This is a genomic window from Brevibacillus laterosporus (genome assembly GCA_007833815.1).
GTDB classification, from domain to species: Bacteria; Bacillota; Bacilli; order Brevibacillales; family Brevibacillaceae; genus Brevibacillus_B; species Brevibacillus_B laterosporus_D.
On the sequence record CP033464.1, the window covers coordinates 1304045 to 1326361 of the forward strand.

The 22317-nt window shown below is 37.9% G+C and carries 7 protein-coding genes; all 7 read left to right on the plus strand.

Annotated elements, in window-relative coordinates; translation table 11 throughout:
- Positions 1-15: 15 nt before the first annotated feature.
- The 7 genes from EEL30_07680 to EEL30_07710 all read left to right on the plus strand — a co-directional run bounded on the left by EEL30_07680 (position 16) and on the right by EEL30_07710 (position 22191).
- Positions 16-10737, plus strand: coding sequence for an amino acid adenylation domain-containing protein (locus EEL30_07680; protein QDX92245.1), 10722 nt, complete (start codon positions 16-18; stop codon positions 10735-10737).
- A 176-nt stretch (positions 10738-10913) separates the two neighbouring features.
- Entirely contained in the window at positions 10914-16835 is a 5922-nt protein-coding gene (locus EEL30_07685) for an amino acid adenylation domain-containing protein (protein QDX92246.1), read from the plus strand.
- 47 nt (positions 16836-16882) lie between these two features.
- Positions 16883-18316, plus strand: coding sequence for a hypothetical protein (locus EEL30_07690; GenBank protein ID QDX92247.1), 1434 nt, complete (start codon positions 16883-16885; stop codon positions 18314-18316).
- Between the two features lie 105 nt (positions 18317-18421).
- Positions 18422-19435: a fatty acid desaturase gene (locus tag EEL30_07695; protein QDX92248.1), complete on the plus strand. Its 1014-nt coding sequence runs from the start codon at positions 18422-18424 to the stop codon at positions 19433-19435.
- Between the two features lie 91 nt (positions 19436-19526).
- Positions 19527-20300 (plus strand): transcriptional regulator, encoded by a 774-nt coding sequence (locus EEL30_07700; protein ID QDX92249.1) that lies wholly within the window; start codon positions 19527-19529, stop codon positions 20298-20300.
- A gap of 59 nt (positions 20301-20359) precedes the next feature.
- Positions 20360-21334 carry a 2,3-diaminopropionate biosynthesis protein SbnA gene (sbnA, locus tag EEL30_07705; GenBank protein QDX92250.1) on the plus strand — a complete coding sequence of 325 codons (975 nt, stop codon included), beginning with the start codon at positions 20360-20362 and terminating at the stop codon, positions 21332-21334.
- Between the two features lie 206 nt (positions 21335-21540).
- Positions 21541-22191, plus strand: coding sequence for a DsbA family oxidoreductase (locus EEL30_07710; protein ID QDX92251.1), 651 nt, complete (start codon positions 21541-21543; stop codon positions 22189-22191).
- The last annotated feature ends 126 nt before the right edge of the window (positions 22192-22317 follow it).

Consider the following 22317-nt stretch of genomic DNA (forward strand, 5'->3'; position numbering starts at 1 on the left):
GTGAGGTGAAATCTGATGGATAATAAATTAGATAAGAAAAATATTGAAGAAATTATGGGTTTGACTAGTACCCAAGAGGGAATGTTATTTCACTACCGCAATGACTTGAATAGTAGAGAATACCATGAACAGCTAAGCTTAACATTGGTAGGCGATATTCAAGTAGAGATATTACAAAAATCCTGGGATTTTGTTATAGAGACAAATGAGATGTTACGAACGATTTATAGGTGGAAAAACATTGAGAATCCCGTACAGATCGTTTTGAAAAACCATAAAGTGAATATCAACTATGTAGATGTTACATTACTAGAGGATGCTAAGAAAGAACAAGAATGGAGCAAAATCAAAGAATCTGATTTGCAAAATAGAATTGATGTAACAAAAGAAACCATCAGGATTACTTTATGCAAAGTAGCAGATCAAAAATTTGAGATGATGATCAGCAATCATCATATTTTATATGATGGCTGGAGTAACGCTATTATTTTGGAAGAATTGTTGAGTGCGTACAATTGTTACTACAAGGGAGACACTCCTACACAACGTAAAAAAACAAAATTTAAAACATTCATAGCAGAAATGAATAAAGTAGATCAGCAGGAACGAAGACAGTTTTGGAACCAATGTCTATCCGGCTATGAAGCAAGCAACGATTATTTTAGTAGCATCAATAAAAATAAAAAGCTTAACAAATATAGCTATATTGTTCCAAGTCATCTCAACGATAGGATGAAGCTTTTTGCAAAAGATAACAAGGTTTCACAGGCGTCTATCTTATATACAGCTTGGTCGTTTATCCTGCAAATGCTTAACAATTCAACTGATATTATCTTCGGAACAGTTGTATCAGGTAGAAATGTTCAGATTGAAAATATCGACAGCATGGTAGGACTATTCATCAATACGATTCCATTACGATTGCAAATAGATGAGCAGGAACGTATCGTAGATTTCATTAAAAAGGTAGATCATACATTAAAGGAGAGAACGGAATACGAAAATACTCCGCTAACAGAAATAAAACAGAGCGGGCATTTTAAAGGAAACGAAAACATTTTTCATTCCATTGTGGTTGTCGAAAATTATCCGATAAAGCTACATGCAGAGCATGACAGTGTGGTGCATGTAGAAAATTACTCAATGATTGAAGAAACGAATTATAATTTGACGTTGTCCATCCTGAATCATGACGATTTGAAGCTAGATTTTACTTACAACAGTCATGTGATTAGGGATGAAATGGTAGCTAAATTAGCGCTTTATTTTCAAAATATCTTGGATGTTATGTCAAATAAACAAGAGATTCGTATTCAGGATATGAGTATGTTAACGGAAAAGGAAATCTATCAAACTTTATATGAAGGTAACCAGACGCATGCCGATTATCCGAAAGATAAATCAATCTATGAGTTGTTTGAAGATCAAGCGAAAAACATTCCTGAGCAAGTAGCAATCGTGTTCGAAAATAGGAAGCTAACGTATAGAGAATTAAATGAAACAGCAAATCGACTGGCAAGAACATTGCGAGAATATGGTGTTGGAATAGGGCAGGTCGTGGGTTTGTTGATGGATAATAGCCCAGATGTAGTGATTAGTATGCTAGCCGTTTTAAAAGCGGGTGGAGCCTATCTCCCAATCGATCCAGCTTACCCAAATGAAAGAATTGAATATATGCTTCAAGACAGCAAAACCCAGTTATTGTTGACAGATAAGGACTGGGAAAAGCAAATTAGCTTTGATGGTGAAATCATAAATGTGCAAAATAAAAACGTGTATGAACAATCAGAAGAACAACTAGATAAAATCACTACGCATGATGATATCGCCTATGTCATTTATACATCCGGGTCAACTGGCAAGCCCAAGGGAGTGAAGGTCACTCATCAGGGACTTGTTAATTACATTTGGTGGGCAAAAAAGGTATATCTTCAAGGGGAGATTCTTGATTTCTCATTGTATTCCTCCATCTCTTTTGATTTGACTGTGACATCAATCTACACTCCTTTACTTACCGGAGCTAAGCTCGTTATTTATAAAGGAGAAGAAAAAGTTTTTTTAGTGGAGCAAATTGTGAAAGACAACAAGACAGCAGTAATGAAGTTGACTCCAACGCATTTGAAGCTCTTGGAAGAAATGGATTTGAAGGAATCAAAATTACGAAAGCTCATTGTAGGTGGGGAAAGCCTAAAAAGTGATTTGGCAAAGAGCATAACTGAAAAATTCGGAGGAAATATCGAAATTTATAATGAGTACGGACCTACTGAAACAACAGTAGGATGTATGATCCATCAATATAATGGTAGCAAGGATACAAGAGGTTCTGTTCCAATAGGTGTTCCAGCAGATAATGTCCAAATCTATGTGTTGAACAATAAGCTGAAGCCGGTTCCTCTAGGCAGTGTAGGTGAAATATATATATCAGGTGATGGAGTAGCAAAAGGCTATCTTGCAAAACCGGAGCTCACGTCAGAAAAATTCATTTCAAATCCATTTGTCCCCGGAACATTTATGTACAAAACAGGGGATTCTGCCCGGTTTCTTGAAGACGGAAAGATCGAGTATATAGGTAGGATCGATCAACAAGTAAAAGTAAGAGGATATCGAATTGAGTTAGGAGAGATTGAGAGCAAGCTGTTGCTACATGATCTTATAAAAGAAGCTTTAGTAGTGGTTAAGGAAGATAATGATAAAAATCCATATCTATGTGCCTATCTTGTATCCACAAAAGAATTGTTTTCTTCTGAGATAAGGGATCATTTATCTCGTGAGTTACCGGAATATATGGTTCCTTCGCGATTTGTACAGCTTGAAAAAATGCCACTTACCCAAAATGGAAAAATTGATAATAAAGCGTTACCGGAGCCAGAAGGAGTCATGAATACAGGAGTAGGATACGAAGCGGCTAGAAATGAACGAGAAGAAAAACTTGTACGTATTTGGAGAGAAGTTTTAGAAGTAGATAAAGTAGGAATTGCGGATAACTTTTTTGAATTAGGGGGACATTCCCTTAAGGCAACGAGGCTAGTATCCAAAATCCACAAGCAATTTGAGGTAGAGCTGCCTCTGCAAGCAGTATTTAAATCACCCACCATTAAAGGGATGAGTGAGTATATCAGCAAGGCAAACGAGCATTATTTTGAAAGGATAGTGCCTGTAGAAAGAAGAGATTATTATGAAGTGTCTTCCGCACAAAAAAGGCTGTTTTTGTTACAGCAGATGGACATTCAAAGCACAGGTTACAATGTATCAGGAGCAATGAAAATAGAAGGTAGGCCAGATATAAACAAGATAGAACAATGCTTCAATCAGTTAATAGAAAGACATGAATCCCTGCGTACTACGTTCCATTCCATAGACGGACAAATCGTACAACGTATACATCAGGAAGTAGCTTTTAAGGTGGATTATGTAGAACAAGCACATCACATAAGTAAAGATGAGAATGAATGGGTAGAGGAATTTGTGAAACCATTTGATGTAAGCATGGGCCCACTCCTACGAGTAAAAATCGCAAAGGTAAACGAGGATCAATATGTCTTGTTGGTCGACATGCACCATATTATTTCAGATGGTGTATCTATGGGGATTTTGATCCGTGAATTTACTGATCTATATTCAGGAAAAGCGTTGGAGCCTCTCAGATTACAGTATAAGGATTTCTCAGCATGGCAAAATGATTTGCTGCGATCAGAAAAAATGATGAATCAGGAAACATATTGGCTCAACAAATTTTATGATGAAATTCCTGTTCTGAATTTGCCCACTGATTTTGTAAGACCGTCCGTCCAAAGCTTTGAAGGAAACACATTGCACATTAGTCTGGATAAAGAACTAACGAAAATGCTGGGGGACATTGCTAGAGAAACGGGAAGTACCATGTACATGATTTTATTGTCCGCCCTACATATTTTGCTTTCGAAATATTCTGGACAAGAGGATATTATCATCGGAAGTACAATTGCGGGGAGACAGCATGCAGATGTAGACAACATAATGGGGATGTTTGTAAATACTTTAGCAATGAGGAACCAGCCTCTAGGCAACAAAGTATACGAGGACTTCTTAACAGAAGTGAAGGAAAATGCACTACTTGCCTATGAAAATCAGGATTATCAATTCGAGGAGCTGGTCGAAAAATTACATATACGCAGAGATATGAGTAGAAATCCCTTGTTTGATGTCATGTTTACTATGCAGAACATGGATATGCCTACTATTGAATTGCATGATTTTACCTGCAAAGAATGTAAGCAAGAGCGTAGTGCATCCAAATTTGATGTAACGTTCTATGCCTATGAAAATGCAGATGAAAATGAAATTACTATTGGGTTACAATACCGGACAAAGCTATTTAGAAGCAGTTCTATGCAGAAAATGTTAGCACATTTTCAAATGATCCTAAAAGGGATATGCGAGAATAGACAGGTGACCTTAGCCGATTTAGATATCCTAACACCAGAAGAGCGGCACACGATTCTGACTGATTTCAATGATACAATTGTCGATTATCCACACACACAAACCATAAGTGAATTATTTGAAGAACAGGTGAAAAAGACACCTACCCACACAGCCGTTGTATTTGAAAATAAGCACTATACCTATCAAGAATTAAATGAAAGATCCAACATGTTGGCTAGAACGTTAAGGGAAAAGGGAGTAAAAGAAGACGATATTGTTGGAATCATGACAGAACACTCATTGGAAATGATTGTGGGATTGCTCGGAATACTAAAAGCAGGCGGAGCATATTTACCAATTGATCCAGAATATCCCGAAGAAAGAATAGAGTACATGCTGGAAGATAGCAGAGTAAATTTGCTAGTAACGCAACGTGCCTATTCAGGAAAACACTTCTTTTCTAAAGAGATACTAGATGTAACAGATGAGCAGATATATACAAATGATGCAGATAACCTGTGTCATACAGGTACGTCTGACAGTTTAGCCTATGTCATGTATACATCGGGTTCAACGGGAAATCCCAAAGGAGTCATGATTGAAAATAAAAGCGTAGTCAGATTGGTTAAAAACACAAACTATCTGGCTTTCCAAGAGGGAGATAAATTATTACAAACAGGTACGCTCTCCTTTGATGCTTCCACTTTTGAAATTTGGGGAGCTCTCTTGAATGGATTGCAATTGCATTTGGTACGAAAATATACGATCTTAGACCCAATGAAATTGGAGATGTATATCAACGAGAATCATATAAATATCCTTTGGCTCACTTCATCATTGTTCAATGTAATGGCTCAAGAAATCCCCTCTATGTTTAAAAATGTAGACTACCTACTAGTAGGTGGGGCGACTTTATCTACGAAACATATCAACAGAGTGATGCAAGACTCAAAAGCTTTGAAGATCATCAATGGGTATGGCCCAACTGAAAATACAACGTTTACCACATGCTTTTTAATAGATAAAGAGTATTCCGTTACGATACCTATTGGAAAGCCGATCAATAATACAACCGTTTATATTGTTGATAAGCATAATAATCTACAGCCAATAGGCGTACCAGGTGAACTGTGCATAGCTGGTGACGGTTTAGCAAGAGGGTATGTAAATAACCCAGAATTAACAGATCAAAAGTTCATAGAGAATCCATTCGTCCCAGGTGACAGCATGTATAAAACGGGGGATACAGCGAGATGGCTGGAAGACGGGACCATTGATTTTATAGGTAGGATTGATCATCAAGTTAAGATACGGGGTTTCAGAATTGAACTGGGAGAAGTAGAAAACCAGTTATTAGCACATGAAGCAGTACGGGAGACCATGGTAGTAGATAAAGAAGATTCCAGTGGAGCTACCTACCTATGCGCATACATTGTGCTACGTGAAGGGGTAACCATAAAGGAAATAAGAGAGTTTTTATCTGCAAACGTACCAGACTACATGATTCCATCCCACTTCGTGCAGCTAGACAGGATGCCATTAACCCAAAATGGAAAAATAGACAGAAAAGCTCTACCAGAACCAGAGGGAAACCTAATGACAGGTGCAGAGTACGAGGCACCCAGAAATGCAGTAGAAGAGATCCTCGTAGGTATCTGGAGCGAGCTTCTTTCTGTTGAAAGCATGGGAATCAATGATAATTTCTTTGAGTTGGGTGGACATTCTCTTAAAGCTGCTTATTTGATCTCAAAAATCCATAAACACTTCCAAGTAGAAATGCCTTTAAAGGAATTCTTCCAAATACCAACGATTAAGGGTATAAGTCAGTACATTGGTAAAACGGAAGAGCGCGGGTATGAGGCAATAGAACTGGTAAAGGAAAACGACTACTATGAAGCATCCTCGGCACAGAAGAGGATGTATATGTTGCAACAATTTGAACTGCATAATACCGGTTATAATATGCCGGTGGTTTTAGAAATGGAAGGAAAGCTTGATGTTGAAAGGGTTGAAAATGTATGTAGACAATTAATCAGAAGGCATGAAACCTTACGAACATCATTTGCTTCTATCGATGAACAAATCGTACAAAGAGTAAATAAAGAAGTGGATTTTAGGATTGAAATGATAACAAACGAAATGGAGGTAGATATTGATAAGAATGAAATGATTAGCAAGTTTGTGAGACCATTTGATTTACATGAGGCACCTTTACTCAGAGTTAGTCTCCTAAAAATAAAAGAGGACAAGCATGTACTATTGTTTGATATGCACCATATCATTTCAGATGGTGTCTCAATGGGGATCGTAGTGAAAGAATTCATGCAACTTTATGAAGGAGAAGAGCTAGGAGACCTACAAGTTCAATATAAGGATTATACGGAGTGGCAAAATAATTTGTTGCACTCGGAAAAAGTAAAAAAGCAAGAAGAATACTGGACGCAAGCCTTTTCTGATGAATTACCTGTACTAAATATGCCAATAGATTTTGTACGACCAAGCATTCAAAGTTTTGAAGGAAATGTTTTGCGTTCTACATTAGATAAAGAAGTGACAGAAGGCTTAAAAAATCTTGCTACAGAAGTAGGCAGCACCTTGTATATGGTGCTGTTATCAGGGGTAAGCATTTTACTTTCTAAGTATAGTGAGCAAGAAGATATTATAATAGGAAGTCCGATTGCCGGTCGTCCACACGCGGATCTTCAGAATATCATTGGGATGTTCGTAAATACGTTAGCCATGAGAAATCATCCAGTGGGAGCGAAATCCTATGAGGTATTTTTACAGGAAGTAAAAGAAAATGCTCTACAAGCATACGACAATCAAGATTATCCATTTGAGGCTCTTATCAACAAGATAAATGTAAGAAGAGATATCAGCAGGAATCCATTGTTTGATGTTATGTTTACGATGGATAACATGGATATCAAAAAGGTAAAGATGAATGATTTACTTATCAAAGAGTACAAAATCGAGTCCAAAGTAGCAAAATTTGATCTAACCTTCTCTGCAAAGGAAGTAGACGAAGGACTTGAATTGCATGTTGAATACTGCACAAAGCTTTATAAAGAGAAAACAATAGTCAGAATGTTGGAGCATTATAAAAGGATTCTTGAAGTAGTAAGTAAAAATAGAAGGATTTCGCTAAAAGAAATAGACATGCTTACAGACAGGGAGAAGCATACGCTTGTGAACGAATACAACAATACCTATAGCGATTATCCAAGAGACAAGATTATCCAAGAACGATTTGAAGAACAAGTGGAAAAGATGCCTGATGAGATTGCTGTCGTGTTCGAGGATAACTATCTAACATACAGGGAATTGAATGAAAAGGCTAACCGATTAGCAAGGACGCTGCGTGAAAAAGGAGTAAAGCAGGAAACACTAGTGGGTATTTTGGTAGAAAGATCACTGGAGATGATGGTGGCTCTGATGGCAGTTCTAAAATCAGGAGGAGCTTACCTACCAATAGACCCTGATGTACCAGAAGAAAGAATGAATTATATCAGTAACGATAGTCAGATGAACGTACTGTTAATACAGAACAAATTTATTGGGAAGGTTTCTTATGATGGTGAAATCATTGATGTTGAGAATGAAGCTGCATATGCACAGGATGCCACGAATCTAAATCATATAAATCAAGCACATGATCTGGCATATGTGATCTATACGTCAGGCTCAACAGGTAATCCTAAAGGTGTCATGATTGAACATCGAAATGTCCTGCATGTATGTAACTGGTACGATAACCTCTATGATGTAAAAGCTCATAAAAATACGTTGCAGATTACTAATTTGGCTTTTGACGTTGCGGTGCTGGAGACCATAGTTGTTATCCTAAATAGTGGTACCATCTACATTCCAAAGAAAGAAATTATTTTTGATCAAGATCAATTCAGAGAATATGTAAATAAACACCAAATAAATTCCGTGCAGTTTGTACCGCAAACATTAAGTCAATTGGTTTTAGGTAATGAAAAGATGGACAGCTTAACTCTGCTTGTATCCGGCGGTGATATCCTGGAAAATACGTTAAAAAATACAGTTATTTCAATGGGATATGAATTGTTCAACCATTATGGGCCTACAGAGACAACCGTGGATACAATTACTACCCCATGTTCTTTAAAAGATGTTATTGGCAAGCCAGTTGAAAATTCTCAGGTATATATCATGAGTCAGTCAGGTCATTTACAGCCTATGGGTATACCAGGAGAAATCTATATTGGTGGCGATGGAGTAGCAAGAGGGTATTTTAATAGACCAGAGCTAACAGATGAAAAATTCATCGATAACCCCTTTATTCCTGGCGGTAGGATTTATAAAACAGGTGATTTAGGAAGATGGTCTTCTGATGGAGATTTGGAGTTTTTAGGTCGAATAGATAACCAAGTGAAAATCCGCGGAATCAGGATCGAATTAGGAGAAATTGAGCGCCAACTGATAGAGCACCCGTTTATTACAGAAGCCTATGTTCTTGATAAGAAAAATAAGCATGGTGAAAAATATTTATGTGCGTATGTAAAGGTAGATCAAGAAATACCAGTAGAAGAGTTGAGAGGGCGCCTATTGGAAAAGCTGCCAGAATATATGGTTCCAGCTTCTTTTGTTCAGCTAGACAAGTTACCGCTTACTTCAAATGGAAAAGTAGACAGAAAGGCACTGCCAGAACCAGTGGAAGTACTTATGTCTGAATTAGAAATTGAAGCTCCTACCGATGAAGCTCAGCAGAAGCTAGCAATCATTTGGCAGGAAGTATTGGGCGTTGAAACAGTAGGAATTAACCAGAATTTCTTTGAGCTGGGAGGACAGTCACTTAAGGCAACAATTATAACCTCTAAAATTCATAAGGCTTTTGAAGTGGTAGTCCCACTCGTAGAAATATTTAAATTGCCGACGATAAAAGAGCTTAGCATGTATATTGCTCAAGCAGAAAAAAGAATGTACAGCGTTATACCCAAAGCGGCAGAGCAAGAATACTATCCGTTATCGAGAGCCCAAAAGAGACTATTTATCTTACATCAACTAAATAAAGAAGATGTGAGCTATAATATGCCATCCGTTGTAACTGTTGAGGGTGCACTTGATACAGATAGGTTGGAGAATGCGTTACAAAGGCTGGGGGAGCGCCATGAGGTGTTTAGGACCACGTTTGACATTGTAAATGGAGAGCCTGTTCAAAAGGTAAAGCAACATGGTGAATTTGCACTACATACCGTATATACGGATCAGAGAGATGTAGAAGCTATCGTAGGTGAGCTTATTCAACCGTTTGATTTGAGTCAATCTCCTTTGCTGCGAGTGAACTATATACAAGTAGAGCAAGGCACACAGATTCTGATGATTGATATGCATCATATCATCTCAGATGGGATTTCCATGGATATATTTATCCAAGAATTGATCGAGTTGTATGGTGGACATACGCTACAAGCACTTGATATTCAGTACAAGGATTATTGTGTATGGCAACATGAGTATTTGAATTCAAGCTATATGAAAAAGCTTGAGGAGTATTGGATGGAAAAAACGCAGGATTTCAGTTATACAGAGCTACCCAAAAAGCATGATGCAAAAAGAGAAGAGCTACAAGGATCAACTCTTGAAGTATATTTTGATACCAATGAACGCGCCAAAATTGATCAATTCTGTAAGGAAAACTCTATCACTACTTTTGCTTACTTCAGTGCCATTTTAAACATTATCTTGATGAACGAGATAGGCAAGGAGGATATCGTAGTGGGAACACCAGTAGTGGGCAGAAATCATGACCAACTACAAGATGTTATCGGTATGTTTTTAAATGTTTTACTTCTTCGCTCACATATTGATAAAAATAAAATATTCAAAGAATATGTACAGCTAGTAAATGAAACTCTGATCGAAGCTATGGATCATCAGGAGTATCCGTATGAGGAACTATATGATCTGGTAACAGATAAATACGGTGTTAACCAAGGCTCCTTATTCTCCATTCTTCTAAATTACATGCCTTATCAAGGTAATGAGAATGAGGGAATCAATCAGTCTCTTGAAGGGGTTACATTCAACGAATATAGCACCGAAAAAATTACTCCAAAGTACGATGTAACATTCTATGTAAATGAAAATAAAGAAGATATCGTCATGAATATGGTTTATAAAAATTCTTTGTTTGAAGCTTACATGATGGAGCGGATCAGTAAATCATTCCTCTACATCTCAAATGCGGTTATGGAGAATCATGCAGTTGTGATCAAAGAAATTGATTACAGTAGCATTATGGATGAAGAAGAGGAAGAGATGGATATGTACTTTAACAATGAAGACTTCTTTGTAAGGAATTAGAAACAACTTGGTTAGGTAAAAGATGCAGATGAGGCATACATTGTTTTTCCTGTGCAAAAAGGTACTCACTCCATTTAGCACAGGAAGAGAATGATGCCTCTCTTTTTGTTGTATCTGGAAAACAGGATTTTCGCTAAAAGGTAGGCAGATTAAATAAGGTATTTGGAGATGAGGTTATGAGTTTCATACAAGTTGATAGAAATACCATTGATAAAAGGATAAGAGAATTCGCGCTACATGCTCCTGAAAAGATTGCGATAGAATGTGCTGATAATAAACGAACCTATAAGGAGCTTGAAGAAAACTCTAATCGCATATGTCATTTTCTCATGGATCAGTACAAGGAAAGCAAGAATGTATTTGTCTTTATGAACAAGGGGATTGCATTAATTGAGACATTAATTGGAGTTATGAAATCAGGAGGAATTTTTGTCCCCATTGATCCTTCTGCTTCGGAAGATAGAATCGCTCTTATGTTGGGAGAAGTAGAAGCAGATTGGGTGATTACGACGTCTGACTTATTGGATAAATGGAATGGTAGCAGGTTGAAAGCACAAACCTGTCAGAATGTTATGGTTCAGGACGTAAATGATTCTAATGAAATCCAAGATGTGTTTGACCTTCCACTATTTTTCATTGGAAATGATACAGCTATATCCAGGGAAATCCATTCGTATTCCGACAATAAACACTGTTATATCTATTTTACCTCAGGCTCTACAGGTAAACCTAAGTGCATTTTAGGAAGACATGAGAGTCTTTTGCACTTTATTGAGTGGGAAATTAGAGAGATGGGAGTGGACACGAGCTCAAGGGTCAGCCAACTTACCCCTATCTCATTTGATCCGTTTTTACGAGACGTTTTTGTACCGCTGTGTGCAGGTGGGACTTTATGTATCCCTATGAACCAAGATATTATTTTACATCCTACAAGATTAATAAACTGGTTGGAGGATAAACAGGTAACACTGGTTCATACTGTGCCGTCTCTATTTAAGGTCATCTCTAATCACTTGGAAAGCTCAGATGCTTTGCCGAATCTTACCCACATTCTCTTAGCCGGAGAGCTCTTGAGAGGGAATGATGTCAAAAGATTTATGGATGTTATTGGAACCAGAGTACAAATCGTCAATTTATATGGCCCTACAGAGACAACATTGGCCAAAGTGTTCTATAAGGTAAGCGAAGAAGATGGAAACAAAGCTATTATACCGGTTGGCAAGCCCATTTCTAATACGCAGGTATATATTTTAAATGAGGATGCCCAAAAGTGCGGGAAGGGCATAGTTGGGGATATCTATATTCGAACACCATTTATTTCATCAGGCTATATAAATGATAGGGAGCTAACCCATCAAGTTTTTATGAAGAATCCTTTTACAGATAATCCAAATGATATCATCTACCGTACTGGTGACTTAGGGAGAAGGCTTATTGATGACAATATCGAGGTAATTGGTCGCGCAGACAATCAAGTGAAGATCAGGGGCATGCGAATTGAGCTAAGCGAAATTGAAAACAAATTACTAAAGCATCATGAAATCAAGGAAGCTGTGGTGATTGCTAAGGCAGATGAAAGTCACACCAAATATTTATGTGCCTTTATCATCTCAGATGAACAGGTAGACACATCAGTATTAAGACAGTACCTCGCAAATGAATTACCAGATAATATGGTACCATCTTATTTTTTACAGATAGATCGCATTCCCTTGAATCAAAATGGAAAGACCGATCGTAAGAAATTAGAATCGCTTGAGATCATGACGACCGAAGTAGAATACGTACCGCCAACAAATGAAATGGAACAAAAGGTGGCGGATATGTGGGTAGATATTTTTAAGGTAGAAAAGATTAGTATCGATAGCAATTTTTTTGACATAGGTGGGCATTCCCTACGTGCAGCAAAACTTATGGCGGAAATCTATAAAGAGTGCCATGTGGAAATTTCTCTTGCGGAACTATTTGAAAAAACCACGATACGTGCACAAGCTGACTATATTGTAAAAGCACAAAAAAGTACGTATGAAAAGATACCGCAAATAGAGGAAAAGGATTATTATGAGGCATCGTCCGCACAGAAACGAATGTACATGCTACAACAATTTGATAGTGAGAGTACTGCTTACCACTTACCAAATATACGGATGATAGAAGGTAAAGTGGATAGGAACAGACTAGAGAAGGCTTTTAGAGAACTAATTCAAAGACACGAGACCCTACGAACTTCCTTTGAATCAAAAGAGGAAAAGATACTTCAGAGAGTAAACCAGGAAGTAGAATTCAGTATTGAATACATGGAGAAAAGAGAGGCAGAAGTAGAAGAGATCGTTAGAGAATTTATTAGACCTTTTGATTTAGGAAAAGCTCCATTACTACGTGTTGCCTTAGTAAGACTAGCGGATGATAAACACGTATTACTCTCAGATATGCATCATATCATTTCAGATGCAACTTCGATTGGAAGAATGATGTACGAATTTGCTACTCTTTATGAGCAAAGGGATGTAGATGAATTACGGATACAATATAAGGATTATACAGAATGGCAATACCAGTTGCTTGCATCGGATGAAATGAAAGTGCAGGAAGAGTACTGGATGAATCGTTTTTCAGATGAGATACCAGTATTAGACTTGCCGACAGACTACCCAAGACCAAACATCAAGAGTTTTGAAGGGGATTATATAAGTTTTACTGTAGACAAAGAAATAACTCGAAATCTAAGGGAAGTTGCTCAACAAACACGTAGTACGATGTATATGGTGTTATTATCTGCTATCACTATATTACTTGCTAAATACAGCAGACAAGAGGATATCACAGTAGGTAGTCCGATCGCTGGAAGAACACATGCTGATTTAGATAACATGATCGGCATGTTTGTTAATACACTAGCCATGCGAAATCAGCCTGTGGGTAGCAAGGTATATGAGGATTTTCTACAAGAAGTAAAAGAAAATGCATTGGCAGCGTATGCTCATCAGGATTATCAATTTGAAGAATTAGTAGATAAATTACATGTACAAAGGGATTTGGGCAGAAACCCTATATTCGATGTCATGTTCACGTTGCAGAATGCGGATGTAGAGAGCTTTTCATTTGAGGAACTAACATTTACAGAATATAAACAGGAAAGTAAGGTAGCCAAATTTGATGTAGCCTTTTCAGCGAATGAAGGGAATGAAGAGATAGCTTTCCTTGTAGAATATAGTAGCAAGCTATTCAAAAAAGAAACTATGGAGCGGATGATTACCCAGTTCTTACAGATCATTTCAGCCATTGGGACAAATGTAACATGTAAAATATGTGAGATAGAAGTCCTTTCTCAAGAAGAAAAGAATGACTTGTTATATGCTTTTAATGATACGTATGTAGATTATCCAAGAGATAAAACATTACAAGAGTTATGGACGGAACAAGTCAAGAAGACTCCACACAAAGTTGCCGTCATGTATGGAGAGCAACAAGTAACTTATAAGGAATTAGATGAAAAATCGAACCAAATTGCTCATGCTTTGAGAGAAAAAGGTATCACAAACGAAGGATTAGTCGCGATTTACTTTGAAAGATCGATTGATATGCTTGCTTCCATCATTGGAATCATGAAAGCTGGAGGAGCTTATATTCCGATTGATGTCAATTTTCCAGTCAGTAGGATGAAGACCATGCTATCGGATTCTCGGGCTACCTTTATCATGACAAAATCACCCTATGTAAATCGGATGGAATTCTACACGGAACTGGCGTCTAACACGGCAATCGAGCACATTATCTATTTAGATTCGATTGAGGATGCTAATGCAGATCATGAAATTTTTAGAACAATCAAATTAGCTGAATATCTATCAAAGACAGGAGAATCGCAGCTTAACGAACACTATATAGTAGGTGCATCTGTTTGTGATGTGGATTATGTAGCCTCTTGCTCGACAGAAGATGTTGAAAATAGGAGTAATCCTACCAATCTTAGTTATATTATTTACACCTCAGGTTCTTCGGGTAAACCTAAGGGAGCTATGGTGGAACATCAGGGGATGGTCAATCACTTATATGCAAAAATAAATGATTTGAATCTTTCAGCAGCTAGCATCATTGCTCAAAATGCGTCCCACTGTTTTGACATATCAGTGTGGCAGTTTTTTGCAGCGTTAATGTGTGGAGGAACCACTATCATCTACTCTAATGAGACAGTGATGAACCCTGAAGAACTCGTGAATAGAGTGATTCAAGATAAAGTAACAATCCTTGAGGTAGTCCCTTCCTTCTTACATGCTATGCTTAACCATTTAGCAGAAAGTGAAAAGGCATTTACAGACCTTGAGTTTTTGCTTGTAACAGGGGAAGAGCTAAAGCCAAAATTAGTTAAAAGATGGTTTGACATGTATCAAGGAATCAAATTGGTGAATGCTTATGGACCAACGGAAGCCTCCGACGATATCACTCATTATGTGATGTCAGAATTTCCTCATATCGGTAAAATCCCAATTGGGAAAACGGTGCAAAATTTGGCTATCTATATTGTGGATGACTATTTGAAACTATGTCCAATGGGAGTCAAGGGAGAGATTGTTGTCTCCGGTATTGGTGTAGGTAGAGGATATATAAATGATGAGGAAAAAACCAAAAAAGCATTTACAATCAATCCTTATTCAAGAGAAGAGAATGAAAGATTGTACAAAACAGGTGATCTCGGTAAATGGCTTCCTGATGGGACTATCGAATATTTGGGACGTCTTGATTATCAGGTGAAAATCAGGGGACATCGGATCGAATTGGGTGAGATAGAAAGCATCATTAATCAACAGGACGCTGTTAAGGAAGCAGTCGTTTTAGTTCATGGTGACGATATTGAAAGACAGTACCTTTGCGCATATATGGTGGTACAGGATGTTGATATTCAGGTGATTAAAAATAGCTTGAAGGACAAGCTTCCTGAGTATATGATGCCAGCCTCCTATGTACTTCTTGAAAAGATGCCGCTCACTTCCAATGGCAAAGTAGATCGCCAAGCTCTTCTGAATATGGAGGGCACTAGAGAAGATTCAAAGAAAATTCCACCACGAAATTTTTATGACAATACAATTGTACAGATTTGGAAGGATGTATTAAAACTAGAGGAAATATATATTCAAGATGATTTCTTTGAAATAGGTGGAAGCTCCATCAATATGATACAGGTTGCCAACCGAATCAAGCAGGAGCTGGGGGCGGAAGTCACGTTTGCTGATTTAATGGTGTATAAAACCGTCCTAGAATTATCTGAGTATATAGCCCAAAAGGAAAACAACGGAAGCCAGTTTAAGAATGTATTTAAAATGAATAAGGGTACAAGTGATAAGAATATTTTCATTGTGCATGGTGCTGGTGGGGACATTTTCCTTTATCGAGATTTAGCCAAATTATTGGAAGATGAGTACAACGTGTATGGCATACAGCCAAAGGGTTTAAATGGAGAGGAGCCATTCTCAAGTAGCTATTATGAAATGATGCATGATTATATCAACGAAATAAGAACCATTCAGAGTGAGGGACCCTATATCATCGCTGGTTATTGCACAGGAGGAATTGTATCCTATGACTTGGTAAATATCTTGGAGCTACAGGGTGATAAAGTTACAGCATTGCTTGAATTGGATCATGAAGCATATATACGGAAGGGAATGTACAGGTCATTTGTACACGTGAACAGCATGATCATAGGAGCGATTGAAGCATGGCGTAAAATTAGTAAAAAAGATAAGGCGTACACTCTGGAAAAATACTCAAAATGGATGAGGAAAGCAAAGCCCATTTCAAAGGAAAGACAGCTTTCGCTTTTACAGAACGTTGAAGATTTACGAAATTATTTTGGTAGAGAGCTTGTAGTAAAATCTAATTATGTTAGTTTAGGCTTTATCAGTAGCCCTACATTGGTAATCAAGGGCGAAGATAATCATCATCATTTGTTAAAAGAAGAGCTTTGGCGAAAAATGGTGAAAGGTCCACTGGAATTCTATGAGGTACCCGGGGATCATGATTCTGTGCTGTATCATCCGCATGTAGATAAAGTGGCTGAGATTATAAAGGCATATTTAAAGAAAAGATCAAATAATTAATCACACAAACCAATGTTCAACCAAGTTGCATATTGTAGGAGGTAATTATGAGGATTGAAAATGATTTCATTGAACGATTAGATAGGATCATAGCGGAATATATGGACAAAGAGTCTATTCCAGGGTTGGCTGTAGGTATTGTAAAGGGTAAAAAAATCGTTTATGCAAAAGGCTATGGAGTAAAAAATGTCGATACGAAAGAACCAGTTAACGAACACTCGCTATTTCATATGGCATCCATTTCGAAGACATTTGTAGCAACTGCCATTATGCAATTGGTTGAGGAAGGAAGAGTAAATTTAGATTCCTATGTAACCGAATATTTGCCCTATTTCGAACTAAGGGATGAGCAATACAGAAGCATTACCATTAGACAGTTATTAAGCCATACCTCTGGAATACCAAATGATTCGAATTATGAATGGGATAAGCCCCAGTATGATGAAGAGGCTTTAGAGAGATATGTGAAAGGCATTACCTACATGGACTTGATGTGGAAGCCAGGAGAAAGGTTTGGTTACAGTGATACGGCTTTTGAAATCTTGGGGGATGTGATTTCAAAAGTTTCAGGGATTTCTTTTGAACAATATATGAAAGAAAATGTGTTAGAGGTTCTAGGGATGAAAGAAAGTCATTTTTATAAGCCAGCTCTTTCAGCTGATTTATTAACTTCTCCGCATATCTTGTATGTAAAGAATGATTACACGGCAAAGGTAAGTGAGATTTTCCCCTATAATCGGACCCATGCTCCAAGCTCTACGCTATGTTCAAGCGCGATCGAAATGTGCCATTATGCGATTGCTAATATGAGTGAGGGAAGCTTGAACGGACAAATCCTCTTACATCCTGATAGTCATGCTGAGCTCTGGAAAAGCCAAGTGCACACGGGATGGGATGGCTTCATGACAGAAATGGGCCTATCTTGGTTCCTAGGCGAGTACAAAGGGCATAAAGTGAAATCTCATGTAGGTGGAGATACGGGATTTCGTAGTGAGTTCATGGTTTTACCAGAGGAAGGTATTGCTGTTGTTATTATGACCAACTCCGATTATGTGAGTACACAGCCGCTATGCACAACTATTTTAGATATCGTCTTAGGGCAGGAAGCTATCCTGATAAAAAAATCATTAGCCCATCACTTGGCAAGAAAAGTGATTCATACGGATGTCGATATAGCATCAGAGTATTGTTCCTGCAATAAAAACGCTATAGAGGAGTTTTTTGTGGACGCGGGAGAATGCAATTCTATTGCTCATGAGTGGTCTAAGGAAAAAAGATTTGGCGAAGCGATTGAAATGCTTACAGCCTCGATTATTGCCTTTCCCGATTCATCTGTCCTATATGATAGCCTAGGGAAAATGTATGTACGAAGTGGAGAGGACCAACTAGCAATTGAGAGCTATCGTAAATCACTAGAGTTGAACCCGGAAAATGAAAAAACAAAACGAACGATAAAAGATTTGAGTAGTAATGAAACATAAGGGTATGTCTGCATTATGTATTGTTCCGAGAGAATAAGCACTTCATTGAGTGCTTATTTTTTTGTGTAAGATAGCAAAAAGTAGTAAAATATGGGAGGGATTATAATGAAAGAAGCGGTTGTAGGACAACCATGGGCACAACAGGATGTAACCCCGCAAAGTGCAACATCGAATAAGGGAATCTTATTTTCGAAAGATATCATGAATCAATTAAAGGGCTTGCAGAAGAAAAATAATTGGTACAACTTTTTCGCGTTAGGACTTGATTGGTCATTGATTGCTCTCGTCATTGTGTTAGCGCATGTCTATCAAAATATATGGACGTATCTAGGAGCTATCATTGTGATCGGGGGTAGAATGAGAGGGTTGGACAATCTCATGCATGAAGCAAGTCACAATATGCTGTTTAAGAGTCGGTGGCTAAATAAGTGGGTGGGGTCTATTTTCATTGCTTTTCCTGTTATTACGAATTACAAACCATATTGTGATTCGCATTATAAGCACCATAAATATTTATGGACAGATAAAGATCCAGATACATCGGAATTAAAAGCAATGGGTTTAAACCATGCCGTAATCAGTAAAAAGTATTTTATTTTCCGATACATTTTTGGTTCTATTTTCATCAAACATGTTTTTCGGAATGTTTTGAATGCGGTTATTAGGCTTTTTTCTAAACAAGATCAAACGACTGTAGAGTACATCATTAAATTGTGTATGTGGTCCTCTGTGATTGCTCTATCTATTATCTATCATTTTTGGTGGGAGTTAATTCTGTACTGGTTTGTACCGCTTGTCACGATTTTTCCAGTCATTCGTTTTTGGTCTGATTTAGCCGACCATTCTGGTTTAGAAACGTCAGACCCGCTGTATTCGAGCAGAAACTCTTACGGCAATTGGCTGGAGCGATTGATTTTGTATCCACACCATGATACTTACCATATTGTGCACCATCTTTTTCCTTACATCCCGCACTATAACTTGAAAAAAGCTCATCTTGTGCTGATGAGCCATTCTGATTATGCAAAGGCACATCATTGTACTGGATTTTTCAAAACTTTTTTACCAGGGTTTCGATCTGTCATCGACGATATTGTCACTAAATTAAATCACAAATAACAAAAAAGGATGCGTTCTAGAGTAATGAGAGTTCTTGTTCAATGTTCATCTATGTTAGTAGTCCATAAAAACAAGAAGGGAGGTCTACGCTATGGATGTATTAGCTTCCCTGCGAGTAGTTGATATCGACCAGATTTGCTTTCATGAAGCTCATGAAGAAGCGCGTCTTCTACATACTTGCCAATTAATACAGGATGAAGGGGTACTTAGACATACACCTCTTGCTTCACAATTGAGCGATGGTCGCTATCTGATTCTGGACGGTGCTCATCGGACTCTTGCACTGAAAAAATTACAATGCAGTCGGGCTGTTGTTCAAATGGTACATCTGGATAACTGTCATTTGGGAGCATGGAATCATCTGTTGCCAGTGGGAGAGTGGATGAGCCAGTTGAAGAATCATGCTGCTCTATATTGGTCGAAGGAAAGCGAAAATCAATATGGAGCTCCCTTAGCTGAGTTTATTGAGCATGATGGAAATACAAGCTTTGTATATTCAAAAGCGGGAGATGAAAAGCTCACTCGATTGAAAGACTGGCATAGCATAGTAGATTCCTATAATAACTCTTTTCCTGTAAAACGTTTGCCACAAGATAATGGCTTACAGCTTCCTCTGTTAGGGGAGGTGCTACTCCGTTTTCCGTGTTATAGCTTGCAGCAGTTGGAGGAAATTGCGTTAGCCGGTCACATTATGCCAGCAGGTGTTACACGTTGCATGGTTGAGGGACGACTTTTGAATTTAAGAATACCTCTTGAATTTTTAACGAGCCAAGTCTTTCAGCAGGATGAATGGAATGAGTTACTGAGCCGTTGGAAAAAGTCATTGAGACTTTATTCAGAAGCCGTTTATCTATGTGAGGTATAACATATTTTCCCGTGTAGGTGCATGTTGAAGACTGAAATTTAAATAAATGAGGGATTAGTATGATCAATCGCCTTCTATCTATCAGTCATCTTGTAGGAAATACACCTCTTGTTACATTGGATCATGAGGCTATCAATTTATTTGCCAAATTAGAATATAATAATTTGATGGGCAGCGTTAAAATGAGAGCGGCATACTATATTTTGAAACAAGCCATTGAGAGAGGCGATATCACAGAAAATACGACTGTGATTGAATCTACATCTGGCAATTTTGGAGTTGCGCTTGCTACCTTATGCAAAAGACTTGGAATTACATTTATTCCGGTTGTTGATCCCAATATTAGCCCTATTTACGAGAATCTTCTGCATGCTTTTTCGTATCAGGTGGTCAAGGTAACTGAACGTGATGAAACGGGCGGTTTTTTATTAACCAGAATCCAAAAGATTAAAGAACTTTGCCAGTCAACAAAGAACTCGTTTTGGACGAATCAGTATGGAAACATTGATTGTTTCTGGGCGCATTATCATGGACTTGGTGAAGAGATTGCCGCCCATTTCGATGAACTTGATTATGCTTTTATTGGTGTGAGTTCTGGAGGTACGATTTCAGGCGTGTCCAGACGATTAAAAGAAAAGTTTCCACAGATAAAAATCATTGCCGTGGATAGCGAGGGTTCTGTTATTTTTGGAGACCAGCCGAAGAAGCGTTATATTCCGGGGATCGGCTCCAGTATGGTGCCAGATCTATTAAAAGAAGCGGTTATTGATGAAGTGATTCATGTTCCAGAAGAAAAGACCATCGAAGGATGCTATCAATTGTTTGAAAACCACGCGATTTTTGGTGGAGGATCTTCTGGAACTTCCTATTATGCGATTACCCACTATTTCAAAGATAAGCTTTTTGAGAAATCACCTAATGTTGTGTTTCTAGTTCCCGATAATGGCATGGCATACGTCAACACTGTCTATGATAAACAGTGGGCTGATCAACTTCACCAATCAACAAATGAATTAGTAACGACTAGGAAATAACACCATATTCAAATCCATTATGTTAAAAAAGGGCCTCTCTTTCATGCTGTAATAGCATTTTAAGGGAGGCTTTTTTTGTCCCTATCTTGCGGATTATGGAAAGCCTTGATAAATAGGTAGAAAAAAGTTTGACAATACATTTTATTTGTAACTATAATGGTTGCAACTATAACGTACCATTTTACAGATAAGGTGATGAGCGTAACATGACAGTGAAAATTAAAGTGTATTCAGATTATGTATGTCCATTTTGTTTTTTAGCGAAAGCTCCATTTGAGGAAGCAATTGAAGGAAAGGATGTTGAAGTGGAATGGATGCCTTTTGAATTGAGACCAAGTCCATCCTTACAATTAGATCCTTGGAATGATCCCTCCAAACTTTCTGGTTGGAATTCATTCATTGCTCCAACAGCTGAAAAATGGGGAGTCAACATGAAATTACCCCACATGTCACCTCATCCTTATACACACGTAGCGTTTGAAGGATACCATTTTGCTAAGGAGCAAGGTATGGGGACGGAATACAACAATAGAGTGTTTAAAGCATTTTTCCAAGAGGAACAAAACATCGGTGAAATTGAAGTTCTAGTTAAGCTTGCAGGTGAAATTGGTTTGGATGAGGAAGGATTTAAAGAGGCATTGGTAACAAGAAAGTATAAAGAGGTGCAGGAAAAGGCACGTCAGCACGCAGACGAAGAGGCTCAAATCATGGCTGTCCCAACATTTGTGATAGGTGAAGAGCGATTACAAGGGGCAGTAAGTAAAGAAATGTTTGAGAAGGTTTTAGCTCAGGAATTAGGAAAGGTTCGTGCGCCTTCTCCTAATGGTATGCAATGCGATAGTAATGGAAGCTGTTAATGTCAGACATGAACAATCGAAGCGAGAGTAACATCATGTAAAAATAGGAAATTATGAAGCATCTAAGTTTCTTCTGACAGTAGAATTTTTTCTAGTCAAAGTCAAAGTATCGATGTATCCAAGAAC

Coding starts and splice junctions, on each gene's coding strand:
- EEL30_07680 (QDX92245.1), top strand. CDS start 16: ATGGATAATAAATTAGATAAGAAAAATATTGAAGAAATTATGGGTTTG.
- EEL30_07685 (QDX92246.1), top strand. CDS start 10,914: ATGAGTTTCATACAAGTTGATAGAAATACCATTGATAAAAGGATAAGA.
- EEL30_07690 (QDX92247.1), top strand. CDS start 16,883: ATGAGGATTGAAAATGATTTCATTGAACGATTAGATAGGATCATAGCG.
- EEL30_07695 (QDX92248.1), top strand. CDS start 18,422: ATGAAAGAAGCGGTTGTAGGACAACCATGGGCACAACAGGATGTAACC.
- EEL30_07700 (QDX92249.1), top strand. CDS start 19,527: ATGGATGTATTAGCTTCCCTGCGAGTAGTTGATATCGACCAGATTTGC.
- sbnA (QDX92250.1), top strand. CDS start 20,360: ATGATCAATCGCCTTCTATCTATCAGTCATCTTGTAGGAAATACACCT.
- EEL30_07710 (QDX92251.1), top strand. CDS start 21,541: ATGACAGTGAAAATTAAAGTGTATTCAGATTATGTATGTCCATTTTGT.